Genomic DNA, 22260 nt, shown 5'->3' with positions numbered 1-22260 from the left:
CGCGACCTCTCTCGCCGCCACCGACACGGAACCCGGCAAGGAACCCGGCAAGGATCCCGGCAAGGAACTGGGCGATGAGCTCGACCGGATCCGCTCCGAGATCATCGCCGCGCGCGGCGCCGACGACGCCCGCTACATCCGCACCGTGATCGCCACCCAGCGCGGCCTGGAGGCGGGCGGCCGGGCGGCCCTCGCCGTCTCCCTGTTCCCGCTCGCCTGGGCGGCGGGCACCGCCATGCTCTCCGTCGCCAAGATCCTGGAGAACATGGAGCTCGGCCACAACATCCTGCACGGCCAGTGGGACTGGATGGGTGATCCGGCGATCCACTCGTCCACCTGGGAGTGGGACTTCCTGACACCCGCCGAGGCCTGGAAGCACACCCACAACCATCTGCACCACACCTGGACCAACGTCGTCGACCGCGACCGGGACCTCGGTTACATCCTCTTCCGGATGAGCGCCGACCAGCCCTGGCATCCGCGCCATCTCGCCCAGCCGCTCTACAACTTCGTGCTCGCGCCCCTCTTCGAGTGGGGCATCGCGCTGTATGACCTGGAGCCCGAGGCGCTCGCCTCGGGCTCCAGGTCATGGCGTTCGTTCGTGACGGACCTGACCGGGTTCCTCACCAAGGCCACCCGCCAACTCGCCAAGGACTACGTGCTCTTCCCGCTGCTCGCCGGGCCATCGGCGCTGCCGTGCCTGACGGGGAACCTCACGGCCAACACCGTGCGCAATCTGTGGTCGCACACCATCATCTTCTGCGGTCATTTCCCCGGTGACGTCCAGACGTTCACGGAGGAACACGTCGAGGGCGAGACGCGCGGTCAGTGGTATCTGCGGCAGATCCAGGGCTCAGCCAACATCGACGGCGGCCGACTCTTCCACGTTCTCAGCGGCAACCTCGGCCATCAGATCGAGCACCACGCCTTCCCCGACCTGCCCAGCAACCGCTATGCCGAGATCGCCCCTCGCGTGCGTGAACTGTGCGAGAAGTACGACATCCCGTACGTCACCGGGCCGTTGTGGCGGCAGTACGGCTCGGCGTGGGGACGCATCCTGCGCTTCGCCGTCCCCACGCCGCGTCGGCCCGCCTAGATGCGCAGCAGCCGTTCCATGGATTCCCGGTACTCCCGCAGCGCGAGGCGCAGTTCCTCCGTGTGCGTCTCCGTGTGCGCCTCGGTGCCCTGGCGGCCCTGCCAGCTCGCGCGCAGGGTGCGCCGTCGCTCCGTGAGGGTCTCGGTCAGGTGCCTGACGGCGTCGTCGAAGAGGCTGTCGGCCTCTTCCACCGCCTGACGCGGGCTCTCGACGAAGGTGTTGAGGGCCTGTTGGAGCCGCAGACCGAGCTTGTCCCGTTCGTCCTGCGGAATCAGCACGGAGTCGGTGGCGTGGAGGGGGGCGGGGGCAGGAGCGGGGGGCGGTACGGAAGCAGGGGGTGTCACAGGGGCGGCGCTGCCGGTGGCCGGCTCGCGCGGTGTGAAGTGCTGGGCGTCCGTCATCACGTGCCACTTCCCTTCGCATGGCGCCGGGGCAGTGCCCACGACGTGTTGCCGCGCTCGGCGGAGGCCGGCCGGCCGTTCCGGGTCGAGTCGGCCGCGTGCTCGGCGACCAGGGAGTCGAAGAGGCGCCGGGCCTCGACCATGGCCTCCCGCATTTCCTCGGTGCCGCCCTGTCCACGGGTGGCCGTGTGCACCCTGCGGTAGCCGTGGACGGAGTGGGCGTGGTGGACGGAGAGCGCGGCGACCTGCTCGTCGAAGCGCTCGCCGTCGGGGAAGCCCCGGTCCCTGGCCAGGCGGGCAAGGAGAGCGTCGGCCTCGATGACGGCCTGCTGAGGTGATTCGACGAACTGCTCCTGGACGCCGGCCCACTGGGCCACGTAGCGCTCGCGCGCCCCGGGCGGCAGGGGCTCGGCCTTGACGGAGCCGTGGAGCCGTACGCGCTCGCGGAGTTCCTGTTCGGCTGCCCGTACGTCCCCGTCGTGACGGGCGACGGTGTGGTCGTACTCGGGCCCGAAGCGGTGCTTCAGGCCGCGTCCGCCGCCCCGGGCTCGCCGCAGTCCGACGAACAGGACGGCGGCTGCCGCGATGACGACCACGGCGATATGACGGCGGTGATCATGGCTGCCTCCCTTGATCTCGTGGTCCGTTCGGCGCTGAGGCCTGCCGATGGGCACCCACGCGACGTGGGCACCGGCCGGGGCGTCTGCGTTCAGCGGTCGAACGGCTGGCTGTGGATGCGCATGGCGGCCGGGTACCCCCATGTTCGGCAAACAGTCGGGCCGGTTCGCGCCGCCGGTCTAGTCGGGCCGCAGCGAGCACCAGATCCGGTCGGGCAGGAACCGCGCGGCCTCGGCGAGATCCATGTCGTACGTGCCGGCGAGCCAGCGGTGCGCGGCCTCGGCGACCGGCCCCATGAGCAGGACCTCGAGAACGGGTGCGGGCACGGGAGCGATCTCGCCCGCCGCGATCCGCGGGAGCATCCACTCCGCGATGACCGCCAGCTTGGCGGCCTTGGCCGTGCGGATCCGGTCCGCGTGCGCCGCGAGGTAACCGGAGTAGGCGGAGGCGTGCAGGAAGAGCGCGGCGTCCGGGTGCTCCCGGGTGAAGCGGAGGTAGGCGACGACCAGGGCGCGGACCCCGGTGCGTGCGGTGCGCGCACGGCTCAGCGCGGCGATCATCTCGTCGAACAGCTGCTCCATGCAGCGGGTGTACAGCGCGGCGGCGAGACCCTCGATGCTGCCGAAGTGGTGGTAGAGGCTGCCGAGACTGACGCCGCCGGCGGCGGTGACCGTGCTGACGGTGAACCCTGGCTGGCCCGAGGTGGCGTACACCTCAAGGGCCGCGGTCAGGAGCCGGTCGACGGTGGCTTCGCCGCGCTGCTGCTTAGCCACCATGGAGTGCCGGGCCCGCTCTGCCCCTGTGCGTCATGGTCGGACCCTATCCCACAGAACTAAAACAGGTATCTAGAAATTCGCTCCATATCGCAGGTCGCGCGGGACGGGCGACACGCCTGTGCCGCGCCGGTCGCCTGATCCGCCGTGTCGGATGACATGCTGAAACGATCAGTCAAGTGGAGGGCGCAGTACGGCGAGTGCCGGTGACATCTGGACCACGCGAAGGACGAGTGCGAAGTGCTGACCGTGTTGGTGCTGGCCGCCGATCACCGGGCCAAAGACCTGATCCCGCAGATCGAGACCGTCCCCGGCGTGTACGTCATCTCCCAGACGGACGACAGCTTCCTCGCCCTGGCACGGGCCCGCGCCCTCCTGCCCGACATCCTGGTCATCGACCTCAGCGCCCGCTTCACGGGCGACGCCGCCACGGTCATCGACCAGGCACGCCAACTCCAGCCGCCCAGCCACATCCTGGTCCACTCGGGCGACTCCGTGGTGGGGACCGTTTCGCCCGCCGGCGCGGTCGGACCCGCCCCGGCGGCGGGTTCACCGCCGGGCCTTGCGCACGAGCTCGCACGCCTCGCCGGCGACGTGGCCCCGCCGCTGTGACAGGACCGGTGACCCGGCCGCGGCGGATCCGGATCCGCTATACGTCCGCGACCCGCACCGAGAGCCCGTAGTCCAGCTCGGACCCGTCGACCAGGAGCGCCTCGACGGTGCGGGTCCCGGGGTCGATGTCGGCCTCCATTCCGTCACCCGCGTACCGGGGAAACCCGGAGGACCCGGTCTCGCCCGTGGCCACCACGACGGCCGAGCGCAGGGCGCCGCGGGCGTCGGTCGTACTCACGCCGTCCCCCGAGAACGCGGGAACCAGCAGGATTTCGAAACGCTGCGGGACAGTGTTCATGCACGTGACGCTAGACAGGAGTCGCGCCCCACGCACGTCCACCGCTGCCGGTCGGCCCCGAACACCGTGCTAGCCGAGCGTCAGCTCGACCCGCAGCCGCCCCTGGGGGACGGCCTGGGCCGACGGTTCGACGCGGACGGTGGCCTCGGCCGTGCCGGACGGGCCCATGAGAGGGTCCGCCCGGCAGATGAGCGTGTACTCGCCCGCGGTCGGGGCGACGAGGGAGAAACGCCCCTCGGCGTCCGTCACGGCAGCGATGTCCGGCAGGGGCTGCGGCCCCTCGGTGAACAGGACGTGGGCGCCCGTCACCGGGGTGCCCGATGTGTCGCGGACGACGCCGGAGATCTCCACTGCGGAACTGCTGCCGTTCATCGGGGTTCGCTCACGCTTTCCATGCCACGTAGTTGTTGAAGACGGGTGTGGTGAACCGGGTTCCCGAGTTCACCCGGGCTCCGCCGTAGGCGTGTATGCCGAAGCCGTAGCGACCGGTGCTGTCGATGCGGTAGACGGAGCTGCCGCTCTGCCCGCCCGCGGTGTCGATGTCGTAGTACACCTTGCGCGGGGCGACCGAGTCGATACCGCGCGCCGCGTACCACTGCGTCCCGGACGGCTTGTCGCCCGGATAGCCGGAGATGTTGCCGGTGGTCTTGAGCAGGTCCGAGTCCGACCAGACGCCGAAGCCGAACCAGCCCGTGGTGGAGCCGATGTTGGAGGGCGTGATGATGGCGCCGTAGTCGAAGTTCTCGTCGCCGTTGGTCGTCCAGCCGGTCACGGAGCGGAAGCTCGTGCAGGTGATGCTGCCATAGGGCAGCGAGGCGCCGTTGCGTCCCGGCATGACCTGGATGCTCTTGACCCAGCCGTCCCGGCCCGCCACGCCGCTGCCCTTGATGTAGACGCAGTGGCCCGCGGTGGCCAGGGTGTGCGGTCCGAGGAGCCAGCCGGTGCCCTGGTAGAGGGCGTTGTCGCGGGCGGTGATCAGCAGGTAGCAGTGCACGCGCCACGGATACACGCTGGTGTTGGTGATCTGGATGCGGTCATCGGGACCGTGCACGGTCTCCGGAGCCAGGGGCGGGGGGCCGTACGACGCCTCCCCGATGTCGGGAAGCGTGGCGGTCGGGGCCGTCCAGGCCTCCGGCGCGAAGTGCTCCGGGCGGCGGTAGCCCTCGACGTGCTCAAGACCCTCGCCCGTCGAGTGCTGGGCCTGGCCTTCCGTCCCCTCGGAGGGCGGCTGGAGAACCGCCTCCTGCTCGGCGGCCAGGGTTATGGCTCCGTCGTCCGGCTCGTTCGTCACTGCGGTGTGTGGATCGTGCGCCATTCTGGATCACCCGGCTTCTCTCAGAGCTGATGTGATGCCTTGCAGGACGCCGCGGCCGCAACGTTTCTGGGTCGAGTCCCCTTCTTACTGCCGTCGGACAAGTGCCGCAATGAGCCTTTTGCGCCGTCCGTCGCGCGGGCGCACGTTCTGGGGTGCCGGGTGCCGCGTGCGTCAACTGCCCGGCTCCCGGGGCCCATACGGCGCGCGGGGCGTCAGCTCGCCCCGCCGCCTCACGGCGAACGGCTCCGGGCCGGGTCCCCGCAGCCACGGCCGGGCACCCGGGCCCCGCCCGCTCCGGGAGCGGGCAGGGTGCGATGCCTCAATCACGCCTCGAACACGTGGACAGGGCCAGGAGGGGGCCGTTCCGCCCGAAGGGCGCTAGGGGCGGGCGTAGGGCCGGGTCATGATCTCCATGTTGTGGCCGTCCGGGTCGTCGAAGTACGCGCCCCGGCCGCCGAACAGGCGGTTGATCTGGCCGGGTTCGGTATGGCTGGGATCGGCGTAGTAGGTGACCCCGACCGTCTCCAGGCGGGTGATCATGGCGTCGAACTGTTCGTCGGGCACGAGGAACGCGTAGTGCTGCGACTGGATCGGCTCGTCGCTCAGCTCGTAGTAGTCGAGCGTCACGCCGTTGCCGAGATCGACGGGCAGGAACGGCCCGAACGGGGCGCCGACCCGCAGGCCCAGGATCACGGCGAGGAACTCGGCCGACAGCTGCCGGTCCCTGGCGTAGACAGCGGTGTGGTTCAACTGGGCGGTGGTGACAGGCAGAGCGGGGTCGTGCGGGTGCTGGGCTTGCGGCATGTGTGATGTCTCTTCCGGGTCTTGGGTTCCACTGAAGGCGCGCCGCACGGGGCGCGGGGAGGAAAGACGGAAGAGGGGACGGCGGGGCTCTGGCCCGCCTCGCGCTCACGCCGAGGCCGGGCGCCTCACTCGTACGTGGCCCATGGCCGACCCGGCAGTCACCCGAGTGACCTTAATGCGCGCCACGAGGCGGGGCAATGCCGTTTCGGCCGCGCCCCCGCCGGCACAGCACCGCGCCTGGCCTGCGGCACACCATCGGCGGGCGCGCGTTAGCCTCGTCCAGGACGAGGCGGCAGTGGAAGGGAGACGGGCGTGGCGGAGCAGCGGCGGCGTTCCCGGCGGCGGGGGCAGGGTGAGCTGGAGGCGCAGGTCCTTGTCGCCCTGCGCGAGGCGGAAGGTCCCGCGACCGCGGGTTGGGTGCAGGAGCGGCTCGGCGGTGACCTCGCGTACACGACCGTCGTGACGATCCTGACCCGGCTCCTGGAGAAGGGTGCGGTGACCCGCGAGCGCGCGGGCCGCTCCTTCGCGTGGACACCGTCGTCCGACGAGGCGGGACTCGCGGCGCGCAAGATGCGCAAGGTGCTCGACGGCGAGCGCGACCGCGAGGCGGTCCTCGCCAGCTTCCTCACCGCCCTTCCGCCGGGCGACGAGCGGCTGCTGCGCGAGCTTCTGGGTCAGGCCGAGGCGGAGAAGGACGTCTGAACCGTCATGGGGATGTTCGTCCTTCTGCCGCTGGTGCTTCCGCTGACGGCCTGGCCGGTCGCCCGGCTCGCCGAGCAGCGTCTGCATCCGCGGACCGCCACCCGGCTGCTCACGACGGTCGCCGTGGTCATGGCGCTCGCCAGCACCCTGTGCCTGGGCCTCCTGATGGTCGTCGGCACGGCTCAGCTGCCCGGCAACCCCCTGCCGGACGGCTGGTCGGACCCGGAGGTGCGCGCCGCGGTCCCGTACGACGAGGTGGCCGGACGCCTGGCCATTCCCGGTCTGCTCGCCGTGGCCGTGGCCTGCGGCAGGACACTGTGGCGCCACCGCCAGGTACGCCGCCGCGCCCACCGCGCGCTGGCAGGCCTGCCCGGCACCGCCGTCGCCGTCCTGCCCGACGACGTGCCCTACGCGTACGCGCTGCCCGGCGGCGCCCGCGACCGGGTCGTGGTCACCACCGCCCTGCTCGACTGCCTCGAACCCGGCGAGCGCCGCGCCCTGTTCGCCCATGAGCGCGCCCACCTCGCGACCCGGCACCACCGCTACCTCCTTGCCGTGCAGCTGGCCGCCCGCGCCAACCCGTTCCTGCGCCCGCTGCGCACAGCCGTGTCCTACACGACCGAGCGCTGGGCGGACGAGGACGCGGCCCACGCCGTCGGCGACCGCAGGACCGTGGCCCGCGCGATCGGCAAGGCGGCCCTGCACTCCCGGGGCGCCCCGGCCCCGACCCTCGCCGGACTCGCGGCACCCGGGCCCGTGCCGCGCCGGGTCGCGGCCCTCCTGGGCCCGGCTCCCGCGGCGCGCAGCTGGCCGTCCCTGTTCACCGCGGTGGGGCTCGCGGCGTGGGCGGCGGCGGCCGGGGCCGCGGCCTCCGCCATGTCGTCGGCGAACTCCGCCGTGACGATGGTCCTCATCCTGCACGCGGCCACCCCGCTCTAGGCGCTCCGGTTTGCCGTTCCTTTACAGTGGCTGTAGAAGCACCACCGCTTCCACGCCACCGCCCCCGTACGACACTTCGTACGGGTACGAGAAGGAGCCACGGACCCGCAATGGGTGAGCCTCCCAGTACGAACCGTGCCATTTCCCGCCCGCTGTCCGAGCGCGAGGGAACGGGGGTGGCACGGTGACCGAGATCCTGCTTCTGCTGCTCGCCCTGCTCCTCACGCTCGCCTGCGCGCTGTTCGTCGCGGCCGAGTTCTCCCTGACCACCGTCGAGCGCGGTGACCTGGAGCGCGCCGCCGAGGCGGGGGAGCGGGGTGCCGAAGGCGCCCTGAAGGCGGTCCGGCGCCTGACCTTCCAGCTGTCCGGCGCCCAGCTCGGCATCACCGTCACGTCACTGGTGATCGGCATGCTCGCCGAGCCGTCCCTCGCGGCGCTCCTGAGCGGCCCGCTGGAGGCGGCCGGACTCGGCGGCGCCGCCCCGACCACGGCCACCCTGCTCGGCGTGGCCCTCTCCACCGTGATCCTCATGGTCGTCGGGGAGCTGGTGCCGAAGAACTGGGCGATCTCCCGGCCCCTCGCGGTCGCCAAGGTGGTGGCGGCGCCGCAGCGTGGCTTCACCGCCGCCTTCGGGCCGTTCATCCGGCACCTGAACAACACCGCGAACCACGTCGTACGCCGCTTCGGCCTCGAACCCGCAGAGGAGCTGGCCTCCGCGCGCACCCCCGAGGAACTCGTCGCCCTGGCCCGGCGCTCGGCCGCCGAGGGCGCCCTGGAGGCGGACTCCGCCGAACTGTTCGTCCGTACGCTGCACTTGAGCGAACTGACCGCGGAGAACGTGATGACCCCGCGCGTCGACGTACGGGCCCTCGAAGCGCACGCCACGGCCGCCGACGCCGCGAACCTGACGCACGCCACGGGCCTGTCCCGCTTCCCGGTCTTCCGCGACAGCCTGGACGAGGTCATCGGCACCGTGCACATCCGCGACGTGCTCGCCCTCGCCCCCGAGGAACGGCAGCTCACCCCGGTCACCGACCTGGCCACCGAGCCCCTGCTCGTGCCCGACAGCCTGCCCGCCGACCGGCTCCTGGAGCGGATGCGGGAGACCCGCACGATGGCCGTGGTCATCGACGAGTACGGCGGCACGGCCGGTGTGGCGACGGTGGAGGACATCGTCGAGGAGGTCGTCGGCGAGGTCCGCGACGAGCACGACCCCGTCGAGGTCCCCGACCTGCTGCCCGCGCAGGCGGCCCCGGACGGCCGCACCGTCTGGGAGGCCGACGGCGGCGTCCGCATCGACCAGCTCGCCGCGATAGGGCTCACCGCGCCCGAAGGACCGTACGAGACCGTGGCGGGACTGATCGCCACCCGGCTGACCCGCATCCCCGCCAAGGGCGACGCCGTCGAACTCGACGGCTGGCAGCTGGCCGTCCTGACCGTCGAGCACCACCGCGCCGACCGGATCCGCATCACCGAACCGGCACTCCAGGTGCCCCGCCAGGCCGTGGAGGAAGTGCGATGACCACGCTCCAGCTCGCCATCGGCGCCCTGACCCTGCTCACCAACGCGTTCTTCGTCGGCGCCGAGTTCGCCCTGATCTCCGTACGCCGCAGCCAGATCGAACCCCGCGCCCAGGCGGGCGACAAGCGCGCCCGCATCACCCTGTGGGGCCTGCAGCACATCTCCGCGATGATGGCCACCGCCCAACTCGGCATCACCGTCTCCTCGCTGGTGCTCGGCGCGGTCGCGGAACCCGCCATCGCGCACCTCCTGGAGCCCGCCTTCGAGGCGGTCCACATCCCGCACGCGCTGGTGCACCCGATCGCCTTCGTCATCGCCCTGACCGTGGCGACGTATCTGCACATGCTGATCGGCGAGATGATCCCCAAGAACATCGCGCTCGCCGCGCCCGCCAGGACCGCGCTGCTGCTCGGCCCGCCGCTCGTGGCCCTCACCCGCGCCCTCAAGCCGGTCGTCTTCGGCATCAACGCCTTCGCCAACACCCTCCTGAAGCTGCTGAAGGTCGAACCGAAGGACGAGGTCGAGTCCGTCTACACGGACGACCAGCTCGCCCGCATGGTCGTCGACTCCAGCGCGGCAGGGCTCCTGTCGGCGGCCGACGGCGAGCGGCTGCGCGACGCCCTTGAGCTCGGCACCCGGCCGGTCGGCGAGATCCTCGTGCCGACGGCCGAGATGCGCACCGTCGAGCACTCGATCACCCCGGCGCGCCTGGAGCGGGTGGCCGCCGACGCTGGCTTCTCCCGCTTCCCGGTGACCGGACCCGACGGCACCCTGCTCGGCTACCTCCACATCAAGGACACCCTGGGCATCGCCGAGCGGGACCGGCCCTTCCCGCGCGGCGTCCTGCACGTGGTCACGCGGGTGCACATCGACACCCCGCTCGACGACACCCTCACCGCGCTGCGGGCCGCGGGCAGCCACCTGGCCGCGGTCACCGGCGAGAGCGGCACGGTGCTCGGGTTCGTCACCATGGAGGACGTCCTGTCAGAGCTGGTCGGTCCTTCACCGGCGACGGTCAGCTGATGCATGGGCGGCGCTCATCTGACTCACCGGCGGCACTCAGCTGATTCTCAGGTGGCGCGACTGTACGCGCGGGGGCTTCGGTGGCTAGGGTGCCCGTGATGTTCTACACAGGTGTAGCACCCGCATTCAACGTAAGACGCGAGACCGCGGGCCCGGGTTCCCCCGGGAGGTCCCGTGAGTGAGCCTGTCCGGTCGATGAACCAGACCGGGGCACTGCGGGCGCCGCTGCCCGCCGCGCGCAGTGCCCCTCCGGCGGCGCCCTCGGTGCCCACCGTGGCGCCGAAGCCGCCGGTCAAGAGCCGGGACTCGTTCTTCGACAACGCCAAGTACCTGGCGATCGTGCTGGTCGCGATGGGGCACGCGTGGGAGCCGCTGCGCGGCGACAGCCGGGCGGCGGCCGCGCTCTACATCACCGTCTACACCTTCCACATGCCGGCGTTCATCGTCATCTCCGGCTACTTCTCGCGGAGTTTCGACGCGAGCCCGGGTCGCCTCAAGCGCCTGGTGACGGGGATCGCGGTGCCGTACGTGATCTTCGAGGTCGCGTACACCTTCTTCAAGCGCTGGGCGGGCGACGACCCGACCTATCCGATCAGCCTGCTCGACCCCTGGTACCTCACCTGGTTCCTGGTCGCGCTCTTCGTCTGGCGCCTGACCACCCCGCTGTGGAAGGTCGTGCGCTGGCCGCTGCCGATAGCGCTGGCCATCGCCGTGCTGGCCTCCGTGTCGCCGGACATCGGCGACGACCTGGACCTGCAACGGGTGCTCCAGTTCCTGCCGTTCTTCGTCCTCGGTCTGTGCCTGAAGCCCGAGCACTTCCAGATCGTGCGCCGCCGGGAGGCCCGCATCCTGGCGCTGCCCGTCTTCGCCGCGGCCCTGCTGTTCGCGTACTGGGCGGCGCCGCGCATGAACGCCGCCTGGTTCTACCGCAGGGACAGCGCACAGGAGTTGGCCGCGCCCGGCTGGTCCGGGGCCGTGATGACGCTCGGGATGTTCGGCTGCTCGGCGGTCCTCGTCGCGTGCTTCTTCGCCTGGGTCCCCGGCCGCAGGCTCTGGTTCACCGCGCTCGGCGCGGGCACGCTCTACGGCTATCTGCTGCACGGCTTCATCGCCAAGGGCTCCCGCTTCTGGGACTGGTACGAACTCGACTGGCTGCACACACCGCTCGGCGAGATCACGGTCACGCTCGGCGCCGCGACCCTCATCACCGTGCTCTGTACGCCACCGGTGCAGCGCCTCTTCCGGTTCGCGATGGAACCCGACATGGAGTGGGCGTTCAAGAAGGACGCGAAGGCCGTGGCCCGCGGGCGGGGCGGCGCGCACCGGCGCTGAGGTTCAGCCTGGCGCGGGCCCGAACCGGCGCCGGTACGCCGAGGGAGTCAGCCCCGTCTCGCGCCGCATCAGGGCGCGCAGATTGGCGGTGGTGCCGAGACCGCTGCGCCGGGCGACCGTGGCGAGGGGCGCCACGCCCCGCTCGATCAACCGGCAGGCCAGCGCCAGGCGTTCGCCGGTGAGCCAGGCCAGGGGAGTGGTGCCCAGCTGGGCCTGGAAGCGGCGGTGCAGGGTCGCGGGGCTGAGCGCGGCCCGCGCCGCGAGGTCCGGCACGGACAGGGGTGAGTCGAGCCGTTCCTGTGCCCAGACGAGGACCGGCGCCAAGGACTCGTCGGGCACATCGGGCACCGGCCGCTCCACGAACTGCCGCTGACCGCCGTCCCGATGGGCGGCGAAGACGAGACGGCGGCTCACCGCGTTGGCGACCTCGGCGCCGTGGTCGCGGCGGACCAGATGCAGCCCGAGGTCGAGTGCGGCGGCGCTGCCCGCGGCGGTGAGGATGTCGCCGTCGTCGACGAAGAGCACGTCCGGTTCGAGCCGTACGCCGGGGAAGCGGGCCCGGAAGTCGTCCGCCCACTGCCAGTGCGCGGTGGCCCGGCGCCCGTCGAGGACCCCGGCCTCGGCGAGCGTGAAGGCACCGCTGCAGAACCCGACGAGCCGGGCCCCTCGGGCGTGCGCCCGGCGGACGGCGTCCAGGACGGCCGGGCGGCGGGGGACCTCGATGTCGGGCCGGTTGGGCACGATCAGCGTGTCCGCGGAGTCGGCCGCGTCAAGGCCGGCGACGCCGGTGAGCGTGAAGAACCCGTCCCGCATCAGGGTGCGCGGCTCGGGCGAGCAGAGGCTGAACTCGTACAGCTCACGCGCGAGTTCGGGCCTGCGAAGCCCGAACACCTCGGTGGCGCAGCCGAGCTCGAAGGGATTGGAGTTCGCGTCGACGATGACGACGACGCGGTGCAGGGCCCGTCCCCCGGCAGCTTGAGAGGATCCTTGCGACATGAGCTATTCCTACCACTCACGGAGCGGGCGGCGAACGTCGGACGCTTGACCCATGAGCAACGAACCCATCGCCCTCAGCAAGGCCCTGGCCTCCTTCGACGCCCTGTGGAGCCCGCGCATCGTGACCCGCGTCAACGACTACGACGTACGCGTGGCCAAGGCGGAGGGCGACCACCTGTGGCACGTCCACGACGACACGGACGAGTTCTTCCTGGTCCTGGACGGCGAACTGCACATCGCCCTGCGCGAGCCGACCGGCGAACGCACGGTCACCCTCCCCAAGGGCGCGGTCTTCACGGTCCCGCGCGGCACGGAACACAAGCCGTCGTCCCCGGCCGGCGCCAAGATCCTCCTCTTCGAGCCGACCGGCACCCCGACCGTCGGCGACCGCCACGACGAGGTCCCGGCCCACGTCGACGCGACGACGGGGCACGGGCTCGACCTCTGAGCGCGACCCGTCGACCTCCTGGGCAACGGCACGCGACAGCGGTATGCCAGGTGTTGACCCGTCAACCACGAGAGGTGGGGTCAGACATGTGGACCGCTGGATTCTGGAAGGCCACCGCGGAGCGCGCGCTCCGTACCTTCGCGCAGTCGCTCGCCGCCGTCCTGGTCGCCGGGGCGACGACGCTTCTGGACGTCGACTGGAAGGCGGCGCTCGCCACCGCGGGGATGGCGACGCTGCTCGCCGTCCTCACGGCGGTCGGTGCCGCGAACGTCGGGGCGCGCGGGCCCGGCATCACGGAGACGCCCACCGCGCGCCCCGACGCGACCTAGGGCCGCTCGTTCGGATCAGGCAGGACCACCCGGCCCGCCTCGACCGAGAACCGATCGCCCCGGAACCGCTCCCGCAGCCTCCGGTCGTGCGACACCACCACCAGCGTGCCCCGGTATCCCGCAAGCGCCTCGTCGAGCTCCTCGACCAGGGCGGGGGAGAGGTGGTTCGTCGGTTCGTCGAGCAGGAGGAGGTCGGCCGGGCGCGTCACCAGGCGGGCGAGCGCCAGGCGTCGGCGCTGCCCCACGGAGAGCCCCTTCACCGGCACCACCAAGTCCTCCTCGCGGAAGAGGCCGAGGGACAGGAGTGCCTGCGCGTGATCCTCGGGCAGCCCAGGGAGGCCCGCCGCGAAGGCGTCGAGGAGCGGCCTCGTCGTGTCCTCGTCGTTGATGTACTCGATCTCCTGCGGCAAGTAGCCGATACGGGAGGGGAGTTGGGCATCCCCCTGGTCCGGGGGCAGCACCCCGGCCAGGACACCGAGCAGCGTCGACTTGCCCGCGCCGTTCGCCCCCGTCACCAGCGTGCGCGAACCCGGGTCGAGCAGCAGGTGGTCGACGGCCAGGCGTTCGCCCACCGTGATGTCGGTCAGTTCGACCGGGCGTACGAAGGGGTGGTCGCCGCCCTCGATGCCCTCACCGGCCGTGAAGTGCAGCGGGTCGGGCGGGCGCGGCACCGGATCCGCGTACAGCCTGCGCAGCCGCTCGCGCGCGTTGCGCACGAGGCCGGAGAGCTGGCCCTCCACCGACCGCTGGTGGCCCGCGAAGCGAGGGCTGTCGCTCATCCGCCAGCCGGTCGCGAGGCGGTCGGAGCCGCCCTTCGCGAGCCGCTCCTGGCGCGCGACCTCCTCGCTCCACTCCCGGTAGCGCTCCTCCCAGCGACGGCGGGCCGTGGCGCGCTGCTCCAGATAGCCGTGCCAGCCGCCGCCGAAGCGGGCCACGGATCGGCGGTCGCCGTCGACCTCGACGATCACATCGGCGACCCGGTCGAGGAAGACCCGGTCGTGGGTGACGGCGACGACCGTGCCCCGGTGGGCGCGCAGCCGCTCCTCGAGCCAGCCGAGCGCCTGGTCGTCCAGGTGGTTCGTCGGCTCATCCAGCAGGAGCAGTTCCGGTTGCGGGGCAAGGACACAGGCGAGTGCCAGGCGTGCGGCCTCGCCGCCGGAGAGCGACCCCAGCGTGCGGGAGCGCTCCAGGTGAGGGACGCCGAGACCGTGCAGCGCGGCGTCGAGGCGCGCGTCGGCGCGGTAGCCGTCACGTGCCTCGAAGGCGGCGATGAGGTCTCCGTACGCGGAAAGCCCGTCCGGGCCCGCCGCGCCGAGCGCGGCCTCCGCCTCCCTGATCCGCCGCTCCAGATCCCGCAGTTCGGCGAGCGCGTCGTCCACCGCGTCCTGCACGGTGGAGTGCGGCGGAAGGAGCAGGGTCTGCGCGAGATATCCGGTGCCGCCGTCCGAGACGACGGCCACCTCGCCGTCGGCGGGCGCGAACTCGCCCGCCATCAGGCGCAGGAGGGTCGACTTCCCCGAGCCGTTCTCACCGATGACACACGCCTTCTCGCCGGGCCGCACCGACAGGGAGACCCGTTCGAGCACAGGGCGCTGCGGATATCCGTACGACACGTCGCGCAGGACGAGTTGACTCACGGCGCGCATCCCCCTCGCTTGAGATCTTCCGAGACCTTCTGAGACCTTCTGAGACCTTCTGGGATCTTCGGCTTCAGCTTCAGACGGGCTGACCGAACAGCTCCCGCAGTACGTCCTCCATCGTGACCATGCCGGCCAGCCTGCCGTCCGAGCCGAGCACCGCCGCCACGTGCGTCCGGCTGCCGCGCATCGCGGTCAGCACGTCGTCCAGCGGCGTGGTCTCGCGGACCTGGGCGATCTTGCGCATGTCCGGCACCCGGAACGGCAGATCGCGCGGCATCCGGTCGAGCGCGTCCTTGACGTGCAGATAGCCGACGATGCGACGGCCGTCGTCCACGACGGGGAAGCGCGAGAAACCGGACTCCGCCGAGAGCCGCTCCAGCTCCTCGGGCGTCACGCCCACCCGGGCGTAGACCACGCTCTCCAGCGGGAGCACCACGTCCCTCACCGGACGGCGGCCCAGCTCCAGGGCGTCGTGCAGCCGCTCCTGGGCGCGGTCGTCGATCAGGCCCGCGTCACTGGAGTCCTTGACCATCCGGGCCAGCTCGTCGTCCGAGAAGGACGCGCTCACCTCGTCCTTCGCCTCGACCCTGAGCAGTTTCAACAGGCCGTTGGCGAACGCGTTGATCGCGAAGATGACCGGGCGCAGCGCCCGCGCGATCGCGACGAGCGGCGGGCCGAGCAGCAGCGCCGTGCGCACCGGCTCGGCCAGCGAGATGTTCTTGGGGATCATCTCGCCGAGCAGCATGTGCAGATACGTCGCCACCGCCAGGGCGATGACGAACGAGATCGGGTGGACCAGACCGTGCGGCACCCCGACGCCGTCGAACATCGGCTCCAGGAGATGCGCGATCGCGGGCTCGGCGACGATGCCGAGCACCAGCGTGCACAGCGTGATGCCGAGCTGCGCCGCGGCGAGCAGCGCGGAGACGTGCTGCAGACCCCACAGCACGCTCTTGGCGCGCCGGTCGCCGTCCTCGGCGTACGGCTCGATCTGGCTCCTTCGTACGGAGATGAGGGCGAACTCGGCGCCCACGAAGAAGGCGTTGACGACGAGGGTCGCCAGGCCGATCAACAACTGGACGGCGATCATCGCTCCTCCTCCAGGTGGTCGTCGTGCAAGGGTGCGTGCAGCAGGACGCGGGCCGCGCGGCGGCCGCGGGCGTCCACGACGTCGAGCCGCCAGCCGCCCACCTGGACGCTGTCGCCCTCGGCGGGGATGCGGCCGAGCTCGGTCGCGACGAGCCCGGCGAGCGTCTCGTACGGCCCGTCCGGCGCGCGCAGGCCCACGCGGGCCAGCTGGTCGGTGCGGGCCGAGCCGTCGGCGGAGTACCGCGTGCGGCCGTCGTCGTCCGTGCCGTCGGCGGCGATGTCGGGCGTCTCGTGCGGGTCGTGCTCGTCCCGCACCTCGCCGACGACCTCCTCGACGATGTCCTCCAGGGTCGCGACGCCGGCCGTGCCGCCGTACTCGTCGATGACCACGGCCATCGTGCGCTTGCCGGAGAGCCGGTCGAGCAGGCGGTCGACGGTCAGCGACTCCGGTACGAGGAGGGGCTCGCGCATCAGCTCGGCGACGGGGAAGCGGGCCCTGCGCTCGGCCGGTACCGCGAGGACGTCCTTGATGTGCGCGACGCCGACGACCGAGTCGAGGTTGCCGCGGTAGACGGGGAAGCGGGACAGGCCCGTCGCCCGGGTGGCGTTCGCGACGTCCTCGCAGGTGGCCATCACGTCGAGGGCCATGACCTGGACGCGCGGCGTCATCACGTTCTCCGCGGAGAGGTCGGCGAGGTTCAGGGTGCGGACGAACAGCTCGGCGGTGTCCGCCTCCAGGGAGCCCTGCTTGGCGGAGTGCCGGGCGAGCGCCACCAGCTCCTTGGGGCTGCGCGCGGAGGCCAGCTCCTCGGTGGGCTGGATGCCGAAGCGGCGCACCGAGCGGTTCGCGGTGTTGTTCAGGTGCGCGATGAAGGGGCGGAACAGGGAGCTGAACAGGCGCTGGGGCGTCGCCACCCGTTTGGCGACGGCCAGTGGCGAGGAGATCGCCCAGTTCTTGGGGACCAGCTCGCCGACGACCATCAGGAAGACCGTCGAGAGGGCCGTGCCGATGACCAGGGCCACCGAAGAGGCCGCCGACGAGGGGATGCCCATGGAGCGCAGCGGGCCCGCGATCAGCTTGGCGATGGAGGACTCGGAGAGCATGCCGACGACCAGATTGGTGACGGTGATGCCCAGCTGGGCCCCGGAGAGCTGGAAGGTGAGGTTCTTGACCGCCTTGAGGGCGCCGGCGGCGCCGCGCTCACCCCGTTCGGAGGCTCGCTCCAGCTCGCTGCGCTCGACCGTCGTGAGGGAGAACTCGGCCGCGACGAAGACGCCGCAGGCCAGCGAGAGCAGCACCGCCACGAGGAGCAGGAGCACTTCGGTCATCGGGTCACCTCCGTCCCATGATCGGGCAGGGACCGGGGGAATGCGCGATGTCGGGTACTGGGAGGCTCGCCCATGGGCGGACGCTCACACCTTTCGTTGACGTTCGAGTGGTCCGTCCATATTAAAGGACCAGCAAAGTCCACTCCTGCGGACTGTTCGCGGGTACCCGCGGAGCGGCCGCTCAGTCGGTGAGGTGCTTGACCCAGCGGCTCCACTGCGGCTGGGGAGCGTAGCCCGCGGCGTGCCATGTGTGGTGGGCCGGCTCGTTGCGGTCGAGGACCATGGCGTCGCCCCTGCGCCCGCCGAGGCCCAGGAAGCGCTCCTCGGCCGCGGCGAGCAGCGCCGAGCCGATGCCCTGGCGGCGGTGGTCCGGGTGCACGGCGAGGCGGTAGAGGTGGCAGCGCCAGCCGTCGAAGCCTGCTATCGCGGTCCCGGCGATGCGGCCGTCGCGCTCCGCGAGCAGCAGGGCATCGGGGTCCCGTGCGACGAGGCGGGCCACTCCGTCGCGGTCGTCGCTGATGCTCGTCCCCTCCGCGGCTTCGCGCCAGAACCGCAGCACGGTGTCGATGTCCGAAGGGGTCGCGCAGCGGATGTGGAGATCACTCATGGGGAGATGAAAGCAGTGCGGCCGCCTGTCTGGCGAGCGGTTTCCGACGGCCCGGCCGGTGCCCTCCGCCCGTGGGCGGAAACCTGCCTTGAAAACTTTTTCTAGAAAATGGCTCTAGAAAGGGTGATGGTTGGGCGAGAATCTCGGTCATGGTCAATCGTGAGTCCGAGCCGGTGCATCAGCCGGTCCCCGGCAACCCCTACGTCCTGCCGGTGCCCCCCACCGGCAGGACGCGCAGAATCGGCGTCGCCATCGGCGCCGGCGCCGTCGCCCTGGTCCTGATCGGTGTGGGCTTTTACGCCGTCACGCACAAGGATGGGGGCGGGAGCGGAAACGGTTCCCGTGAGCCCGTCGCGGGAGCGACACGGGAGTCGCCGGACGGCGGGCGTGAGTCGGCAGGACCGGATCGGGACGCCGGTGCGGAAGGCGACGCGTCGGCCGCCGTGATTGACGTCAACGCGGGGCGCAAGCCCGGTGAGGCCAAGGCCTGGGTCGCCATGAACGACATCGAGCTGCCGGGCAAGGGCGCGCAGCTCCAGGACCTCTGGCACGTGCCCGGCATCGTGGCCCAGGCCGAGTACGACGAGGTCAGCGGCTACCGGACCTCGGACGGCTCCAGGGCATGGACGGTGTCGGTGCCGGGCACGGTGTGCGACACCCCGGTGAACCCCACACCGGACGGCAAGGTCGTGGTCGCGTACACGAAGCGGAAGTCCGAGCGGAACACGGCGTGCGACCAGCTGCGGATGATCGACCTGAAGACCGGTGAGAAGGGCTGGCACAAGGAGCTCGTCGACCACGGCTTCTGGGACGACACCAGCATGACCCACGTCTCCATCACCGGCAGCACCGTGCTGGTCGACCAGAGCGCCACCATGCGCGCCTACCGGATCGGGGACGGCAAGCGGCTGTTCACGACCGAGCGGGAGCGCGAGGGCGGTTGCTCCCTCGACGGCGTCGCGGGCGGCTCGCGGCTGCTCCAGGTGGAGTCCTGCGCGCCGGGCAGCCCCGGCACCCACGGCCGGCTCAAGAGGCTCGACCCCCGCACCGGCGACGTCAAGTGGACCTACCGGACGAAGAAGGGCTGGAGCATCCAGAAGGTCCACTCCGTCGACCCCGCCGTGGTCGTCGTCCAGAACCGCGAAGAGATGGACAAGTGGGCCGTCGTCGCCGTCGACGGCAAGGGGAAGCAGCGCTCCTGGATCGGCGTCGACAAGGGACCGCACAAGTTCGCGATGTGCGCCGGGGCGGGAGACTCCGGCGAGGGCGTGCAGAACTGTCCGGGGGCCGCCGTCGCCGCGGACACGCTCTACATGGCGACCGAGCCCAAGGACGGCATCCTCGGCCCGAACAAGATCGTCGCGTTCGACCTCGGCACGGGCAAGTCCAAGTGGACCGGTGCGGTCGGGGGCGGGCGGCAGATCACGCCGGTGCCGGTGGCCGGTTCGGCACGGCCCGGGGTGATCGGCTACGCACGGGCGCAGGACGGCAAGAACGGGCAGACCGTGCGGTTCGGTCCTCGTGGCGGCAAGCCGGACGTGCTGCTGCGGCACACCTCGTCGGCCCAGGGCATGGAAGCCGGGATGTACGCCGGCAACACCCTGTACGCCGACGGCCGGTTCTTCGTGACCCCCACGCGCCTGTCCGGCAAGGGCCACGGCGGCAAGGGCGAGGAGGGCAACGCCCGCATGCTCGCCTTCGCCCGGTGAGGCCCGTCGCCGGGCGCCCCCGTGCCCCCGTCGATGAGGCCCCGGCCGCGCAGCAGACACCCGTACCCGTACCCGCAACAGCAGTGGAGCCACGATGACGCAGCCCGCCCCGCCACCTGAGCAGTCCCCGCAGTACCCGCAGGGCCCGCCTGCGCACGGTGCCTTCGGGCCGCCGCCGCAGGGACAGCCGCCGCAGGGACAGCCTCCGCAGGGGCAGACCCCCGGCTTCGGCCCGCCAGTGGCCCCGCCGCCCGGTGGCTTCGGCCCGCCGCAGCCCTATCAGCCGACACCGCTGCCCGCCCCGCCACCGGGCGGCGGCGGAGGCAGACGGCCGGGGCGCCGCACCGCGATCGTCGTCTCCGTCGTCGCCGCGATAGCCCTGATCGTCGGCGGCGGAGTCTGGTACGTGGCTTCGTCCGGCGGCGGTTCGAAGGAAAAGACGGCGGCCAAGCCGGGCGGCGACGGCGCGGCGCCCAAGTACGAGAAGCCCCAGGAGGACGTGCCGACGGATCCCAAGGCCTTCTTCACGACCAAGGCCCTGCAGCCCAAGTTGCCCAAGGGGGAGACCACTTGGAAGGCGGAGGGGTCCTGGCTCACCGACAAGGTGTACGCGAAGGCCTCGGTCGAAGCGATCGTCGGCGTCGACGCCACGTCGGGGAAGGGGCTCTGGCGGCTGCCGAAGCCGGGGGAGTCGTGCGCGGGCTCCCCGGACCTGGGCAAGGGCAACATCGCCGTCGTCGTCACCGGGTCCAAGGTGCACGACGACAGGGGCTTCAAGGACGCGTGCACCGAGGTCACCGCCTTCGACGTGGACACCGGCGAGAAGCTCTGGACGAAGTCGATCACCGTCGGGTATCAGAAGGACAAGACCGTGTTCAACCAGGTCACCATCAGCGGTGACACGGCGGCGGTCGGCGGTCTGTACGGCGGCGCGGCGTTCGACCTGCGCAGCGGGAAGGTCCTGTGGGAGCCGAAGCAGGGGGAGAAGTGCCACGACGTCGGCTACGCCGGCGGCAAGCGGCTGGTGGCGGTCAATTCCTGCGGTGAGTTCGGCTCGGAGCGCTACCGCGTCGAGGTCCTGGACCCGCGGACGGGCGCGTCGAAGGGCGGCCACAAGCTCCCCGACGGCGTCACCTCTCCCAGCGTGATCTCCGTCCAGCCGGTGGTCGTCGCCGTGGACTCCGGAAAGATCAGCGGATCGGGCGCGACGGACGTCTTCGCCTTCGAGGAGGGCAGCGATCGGCGCACGAGGATCGCGCTGCCCGACGACAAGTACCTGCACGAGTGCGGCACCGCCTCCATCGTCCAGGACTGCCGGGGCATCACGGTGGGCAACGGCAAGCTGTACGCCCCCACCGAGCAGCGCGACGGGACCAAGGAGTACTCCTCGACGAACGACATCGTGGCCTTCTCCCTGGCCACCGGGAAGACCACGGGGGAGCGGGTCTCGGCGGGCGACCACTCGCCGATCTTCCCGATCCGGATGGACGGCGGGAACGTCCTCGTCTACAAGAGCAGCCCGGTCACCCAGGTGGTCTCCCTCGACGGCAGGACCCTGAAGCAGGAGAAGGTGCTCCTTGACGCCACGACCCGGCCCAGCACGCTGTCACCCCTGCGGTCCGAGCTCGTCTTCACCCACAACAAGCTGTTCGTCAGCTCCGACCTGCTCGCCCAGTACTCCGGGAGCAAGGAAACGGTCATGATGTACGGCTTCGCCGCCAAGTAGCCCGCGGGGCCCGGCGGCACGAGCGGCCGGGCCCCCGCCCGGCGCTCACTCGTCGCCCAGCTCCTCGATGACCGGACCGAACGCCTCGAGGTACGGCTCGAGGACGGTGATGTACGAGAAGCCGTACCGCTCCCGCTGGGCGCGCAGCTGGTCGGCGATCTGCCGGACGGTGCCGACCAGCAGGAGCGGCAGGTCGAGCGCCGCGTCCTCGGTGAGATGCGGGATGTAGTCGAGGAGGGGCTTGATCGCTCTCCGGCGGTCGCCGGTCACCTCCACCAGCTGGGTCAGCAGGTTCAGCTCCGCGGGTTGGGAGCGGCCCGCGGCCAGGCGCCGGTAGGTGGCGATCCGCTCGTCCAGCTCCTCGGGCGTGAGGTGGCTCATCTTCCCGCTGCTGTCGCCTGGCGCCGCCTTGGCGCCGGTGAACGCCGCGATGTCGGCGTGCTCGGCCGTCAGCTTCAGCATGCGGTCGCCGTTGCCGCCGACGAGGAGCGGCGGCCTGGGCCTCTGCAGAGGCTGCGGCTGGTGCTCGTCGGAGCCGAGGAGCCTGTCCAACTCCTCGATGGTGCCCCGGAGATGGTCCACGCGCTCACCGGGCGTACCCCAGGGCAGGCCTGCCACGTCATGCTCCGGTCTGACGTATCCCGTGCCGAGCCCCAGCTCGAGGCGGCCGCCCGTGAGCTGGTCCGCGGTCGCCACCTCGCGGGCGAGCAGCGTGGGGTTCCAGAACCCGGCGTTCAGGACGAACGTGCCGACGCGGGGCCGCTCGGTGGCCTCGGCCGCGGCGACGAGCGAGGGGAACGGTGAGGGCATGCCGAGATGGTCGGCCACCAGGATGACGTCGTAGCCGAGCGCCTCTGCCCTGCGGCACTTCTCGCGCCACTCGTCGCCGGTGGAAAGGGCGACCATGCTGACCCCGAAACGGAACGGGCGAGCCATGAACTCTCCTCACGGGT

At 71.5% G+C, this 22260-nt stretch carries 24 protein-coding genes; 11 read left to right on the top strand and 13 right to left on the bottom strand.

Features of this window, described 5'->3' with window-relative positions:
* The first annotated feature begins 67 nt into the window (after positions 1-67).
* On the top strand, positions 68-1096 hold the full coding sequence (locus ABZ833_RS03790; protein WP_361041338.1) for an acyl-CoA desaturase: 1029 nt from the start codon (positions 68-70) through the stop codon (positions 1094-1096).
* On the opposite strand, the gene ABZ833_RS03785 is transcribed toward ABZ833_RS03790, so the two are convergent.
* From ABZ833_RS03785 to ABZ833_RS03775, 3 genes are all read right to left on the bottom strand, one after another.
* On the bottom strand, positions 1093-1497 hold the full coding sequence (locus ABZ833_RS03785; RefSeq protein ID WP_361040544.1) for a hypothetical protein: 405 nt from the start codon (positions 1495-1497) through the stop codon (positions 1093-1095). The two genes, ABZ833_RS03790 and ABZ833_RS03785, sit on opposite strands and share 4 nt — an antisense overlap.
* On the bottom strand, positions 1497-2093 hold the full coding sequence (locus ABZ833_RS03780; protein ID WP_361041336.1) for a hypothetical protein: 597 nt from the start codon (positions 2091-2093) through the stop codon (positions 1497-1499). The genes ABZ833_RS03785 and ABZ833_RS03780 overlap by 1 nt, the downstream gene beginning before the upstream one ends.
* A gap of 201 nt (positions 2094-2294) precedes the next feature.
* Positions 2295-2891, bottom strand: a complete 597-nt coding sequence (locus ABZ833_RS03775) for a TetR/AcrR family transcriptional regulator (protein WP_361040542.1) — start codon at positions 2889-2891, stop codon at positions 2295-2297.
* Between the two features lie 237 nt (positions 2892-3128).
* Between ABZ833_RS03775 and ABZ833_RS03770 the strand changes: the two genes are divergently transcribed.
* Entirely contained in the window at positions 3129-3500 is a 372-nt protein-coding gene (locus ABZ833_RS03770) for a hypothetical protein (RefSeq protein ID WP_361040540.1), read from the top strand.
* A gap of 37 nt (positions 3501-3537) precedes the next feature.
* Here the strand turns inward: ABZ833_RS03770 and ABZ833_RS03765 are convergent, their stop codons facing one another.
* The 4 genes from ABZ833_RS03765 to ABZ833_RS03750 form a co-directional block, all read right to left on the bottom strand.
* On the bottom strand, positions 3538-3798 hold the full coding sequence (locus ABZ833_RS03765; protein ID WP_361040538.1) for a hypothetical protein: 261 nt from the start codon (positions 3796-3798) through the stop codon (positions 3538-3540).
* A gap of 69 nt (positions 3799-3867) precedes the next feature.
* A complete protein-coding gene (locus tag ABZ833_RS03760) occupies positions 3868-4170 on the bottom strand; it encodes a carboxypeptidase-like regulatory domain-containing protein (protein ID WP_361040536.1) in 303 nt (100 codons plus the stop codon).
* A 10-nt stretch (positions 4171-4180) separates the two neighbouring features.
* A complete protein-coding gene (locus ABZ833_RS03755) occupies positions 4181-5113 on the bottom strand; it encodes an endopeptidase (protein WP_361040533.1) in 933 nt (310 codons plus the stop codon).
* Positions 5114-5491: 378 nt separating this feature from the next.
* Positions 5492-5917, bottom strand: a complete 426-nt coding sequence (locus ABZ833_RS03750; protein ID WP_361040531.1) for a VOC family protein — start codon at positions 5915-5917, stop codon at positions 5492-5494.
* 312 nt (positions 5918-6229) lie between these two features.
* On the opposite strand from ABZ833_RS03750, the gene ABZ833_RS03745 reads away from it, so the two are divergent.
* From ABZ833_RS03745 to ABZ833_RS03725, 5 genes are all read left to right on the top strand, one after another.
* Positions 6230-6619, top strand: a complete 390-nt coding sequence (locus tag ABZ833_RS03745) for a BlaI/MecI/CopY family transcriptional regulator (protein WP_361040528.1) — start codon at positions 6230-6232, stop codon at positions 6617-6619.
* Positions 6620-6625: 6 nt separating this feature from the next.
* The gene (locus tag ABZ833_RS03740; RefSeq protein ID WP_361040526.1) at positions 6626-7558 is read left to right on the top strand and encodes a M56 family metallopeptidase; all 933 of its coding nucleotides are present in this window, start codon (positions 6626-6628) and stop codon (positions 7556-7558) included.
* A gap of 184 nt (positions 7559-7742) precedes the next feature.
* On the top strand, positions 7743-9080 hold the full coding sequence (locus ABZ833_RS03735; RefSeq protein ID WP_361040523.1) for a hemolysin family protein: 1338 nt from the start codon (positions 7743-7745) through the stop codon (positions 9078-9080).
* Positions 9077-10102: a hemolysin family protein gene (locus ABZ833_RS03730; protein ID WP_361040521.1), complete on the top strand. Its 1026-nt coding sequence runs from the start codon at positions 9077-9079 to the stop codon at positions 10100-10102. The genes ABZ833_RS03735 and ABZ833_RS03730 overlap by 4 nt, the downstream gene beginning before the upstream one ends.
* Before the next feature lie 195 nt (positions 10103-10297).
* The gene (locus ABZ833_RS03725; protein ID WP_361041334.1) at positions 10298-11434 is read left to right on the top strand and encodes an acyltransferase family protein; all 1137 of its coding nucleotides are present in this window, start codon (positions 10298-10300) and stop codon (positions 11432-11434) included.
* Between the two features lie 3 nt (positions 11435-11437).
* Here the strand turns inward: ABZ833_RS03725 and ABZ833_RS03720 are convergent, their stop codons facing one another.
* Positions 11438-12430 (bottom strand): helix-turn-helix domain-containing protein, encoded by a 993-nt coding sequence (locus ABZ833_RS03720; RefSeq protein ID WP_361040519.1) that lies wholly within the window; start codon positions 12428-12430, stop codon positions 11438-11440.
* Positions 12431-12482: 52 nt separating this feature from the next.
* On the opposite strand from ABZ833_RS03720, the gene ABZ833_RS03715 reads away from it, so the two are divergent.
* Together ABZ833_RS03715 and ABZ833_RS03710 are read left to right on the top strand one after the other, a co-directional pair.
* Entirely contained in the window at positions 12483-12878 is a 396-nt protein-coding gene (locus ABZ833_RS03715) for a cupin domain-containing protein (protein WP_361040516.1), read from the top strand.
* Positions 12879-12964: 86 nt separating this feature from the next.
* A complete protein-coding gene (locus ABZ833_RS03710; RefSeq protein WP_361040514.1) occupies positions 12965-13207 on the top strand; it encodes a holin in 243 nt (80 codons plus the stop codon).
* Here ABZ833_RS03710 and abc-f read toward each other — a convergent pair.
* From abc-f to ABZ833_RS03690, 4 genes are all read right to left on the bottom strand, one after another.
* Complete coding sequence (gene abc-f, locus ABZ833_RS03705; protein WP_361040512.1) at positions 13204-14853, bottom strand: ribosomal protection-like ABC-F family protein; 1650 nt, start codon at positions 14851-14853, stop codon at positions 13204-13206. The two genes, ABZ833_RS03710 and abc-f, sit on opposite strands and share 4 nt — an antisense overlap.
* Positions 14854-14923: 70 nt before the next feature.
* Entirely contained in the window at positions 14924-15937 is a 1014-nt protein-coding gene (locus ABZ833_RS03700; protein ID WP_361040509.1) for a hemolysin family protein, read from the bottom strand.
* Complete coding sequence (locus tag ABZ833_RS03695; RefSeq protein WP_361040507.1) at positions 15934-17265, bottom strand: hemolysin family protein; 1332 nt, start codon at positions 17263-17265, stop codon at positions 15934-15936. The genes ABZ833_RS03700 and ABZ833_RS03695 overlap by 4 nt, the downstream gene beginning before the upstream one ends.
* A gap of 181 nt (positions 17266-17446) precedes the next feature.
* A complete protein-coding gene (locus ABZ833_RS03690) occupies positions 17447-17872 on the bottom strand; it encodes a GNAT family N-acetyltransferase (protein WP_361040505.1) in 426 nt (141 codons plus the stop codon).
* A 149-nt stretch (positions 17873-18021) separates the two neighbouring features.
* Here ABZ833_RS03690 and ABZ833_RS03685 point away from each other — a divergent pair, with 149 nt between their 5' ends.
* Positions 18022-19581: a PQQ-binding-like beta-propeller repeat protein gene (locus ABZ833_RS03685; RefSeq protein WP_361040503.1), complete on the top strand. Its 1560-nt coding sequence runs from the start codon at positions 18022-18024 to the stop codon at positions 19579-19581.
* 94 nt (positions 19582-19675) lie between these two features.
* Positions 19676-21307 carry a PQQ-binding-like beta-propeller repeat protein gene (locus ABZ833_RS03680; RefSeq protein ID WP_361040501.1) on the top strand — a complete coding sequence of 544 codons (1632 nt, stop codon included), beginning with the start codon at positions 19676-19678 and terminating at the stop codon, positions 21305-21307.
* A 45-nt stretch (positions 21308-21352) separates the two neighbouring features.
* Here the strand turns inward: ABZ833_RS03680 and ABZ833_RS03675 are convergent, their stop codons facing one another.
* Complete coding sequence (locus ABZ833_RS03675; RefSeq protein ID WP_361040499.1) at positions 21353-22243, bottom strand: TIGR03621 family F420-dependent LLM class oxidoreductase; 891 nt, start codon at positions 22241-22243, stop codon at positions 21353-21355.
* Positions 22244-22260: the final 17 nt, after the last annotated feature.

The organism is Streptomyces sp. NPDC047525, from assembly GCF_040643025.1.
Classification (GTDB): Bacteria; Actinomycetota; Actinomycetes; order Streptomycetales; family Streptomycetaceae; genus Streptomyces; species Streptomyces durmitorensis.
The sequence above is the reverse complement of the archived record's forward strand: the minus strand, read 5'-3'. Positions and strand labels throughout refer to the sequence as shown.

Bases quoted from the DNA above. Each gene is read 5' to 3' on its own strand.
- ABZ833_RS03715 (WP_361040516.1), top strand. From the start codon at position 12,483: ATGAGCAACGAACCCATCGCCCTCAGCAAGGCCCTGGCCTCCTTCGAC.
- ABZ833_RS03710 (WP_361040514.1), top strand. From the start codon at position 12,965: ATGTGGACCGCTGGATTCTGGAAGGCCACCGCGGAGCGCGCGCTCCGT.
- ABZ833_RS03740 (WP_361040526.1), top strand. From the start codon at position 6,626: ATGGGGATGTTCGTCCTTCTGCCGCTGGTGCTTCCGCTGACGGCCTGG.
- ABZ833_RS03675 (WP_361040499.1), bottom strand. From the start codon at position 22,243: ATGGCTCGCCCGTTCCGTTTCGGGGTCAGCATGGTCGCCCTTTCCACC.
- ABZ833_RS03700 (WP_361040509.1), bottom strand. From the start codon at position 15,937: ATGATCGCCGTCCAGTTGTTGATCGGCCTGGCGACCCTCGTCGTCAAC.
- ABZ833_RS03695 (WP_361040507.1), bottom strand. From the start codon at position 17,265: ATGACCGAAGTGCTCCTGCTCCTCGTGGCGGTGCTGCTCTCGCTGGCC.
- ABZ833_RS03760 (WP_361040536.1), bottom strand. From the start codon at position 4,170: ATGAACGGCAGCAGTTCCGCAGTGGAGATCTCCGGCGTCGTCCGCGAC.
- ABZ833_RS03720 (WP_361040519.1), bottom strand. From the start codon at position 12,430: ATGTCGCAAGGATCCTCTCAAGCTGCCGGGGGACGGGCCCTGCACCGC.
- ABZ833_RS03765 (WP_361040538.1), bottom strand. From the start codon at position 3,798: ATGAACACTGTCCCGCAGCGTTTCGAAATCCTGCTGGTTCCCGCGTTC.
- ABZ833_RS03775 (WP_361040542.1), bottom strand. From the start codon at position 2,891: ATGGTGGCTAAGCAGCAGCGCGGCGAAGCCACCGTCGACCGGCTCCTG.
- ABZ833_RS03725 (WP_361041334.1), top strand. From the start codon at position 10,298: ATGAACCAGACCGGGGCACTGCGGGCGCCGCTGCCCGCCGCGCGCAGT.
- abc-f (WP_361040512.1), bottom strand. From the start codon at position 14,853: ATGCGCGCCGTGAGTCAACTCGTCCTGCGCGACGTGTCGTACGGATAT.
- ABZ833_RS03680 (WP_361040501.1), top strand. From the start codon at position 19,676: ATGACGCAGCCCGCCCCGCCACCTGAGCAGTCCCCGCAGTACCCGCAG.
- ABZ833_RS03690 (WP_361040505.1), bottom strand. From the start codon at position 17,872: ATGAGTGATCTCCACATCCGCTGCGCGACCCCTTCGGACATCGACACC.
- ABZ833_RS03730 (WP_361040521.1), top strand. From the start codon at position 9,077: ATGACCACGCTCCAGCTCGCCATCGGCGCCCTGACCCTGCTCACCAAC.
- ABZ833_RS03785 (WP_361040544.1), bottom strand. From the start codon at position 1,497: ATGACGGACGCCCAGCACTTCACACCGCGCGAGCCGGCCACCGGCAGC.
- ABZ833_RS03755 (WP_361040533.1), bottom strand. From the start codon at position 5,113: ATGGCGCACGATCCACACACCGCAGTGACGAACGAGCCGGACGACGGA.
- ABZ833_RS03685 (WP_361040503.1), top strand. From the start codon at position 18,022: ATGGTCAATCGTGAGTCCGAGCCGGTGCATCAGCCGGTCCCCGGCAAC.
- ABZ833_RS03750 (WP_361040531.1), bottom strand. From the start codon at position 5,917: ATGCCGCAAGCCCAGCACCCGCACGACCCCGCTCTGCCTGTCACCACC.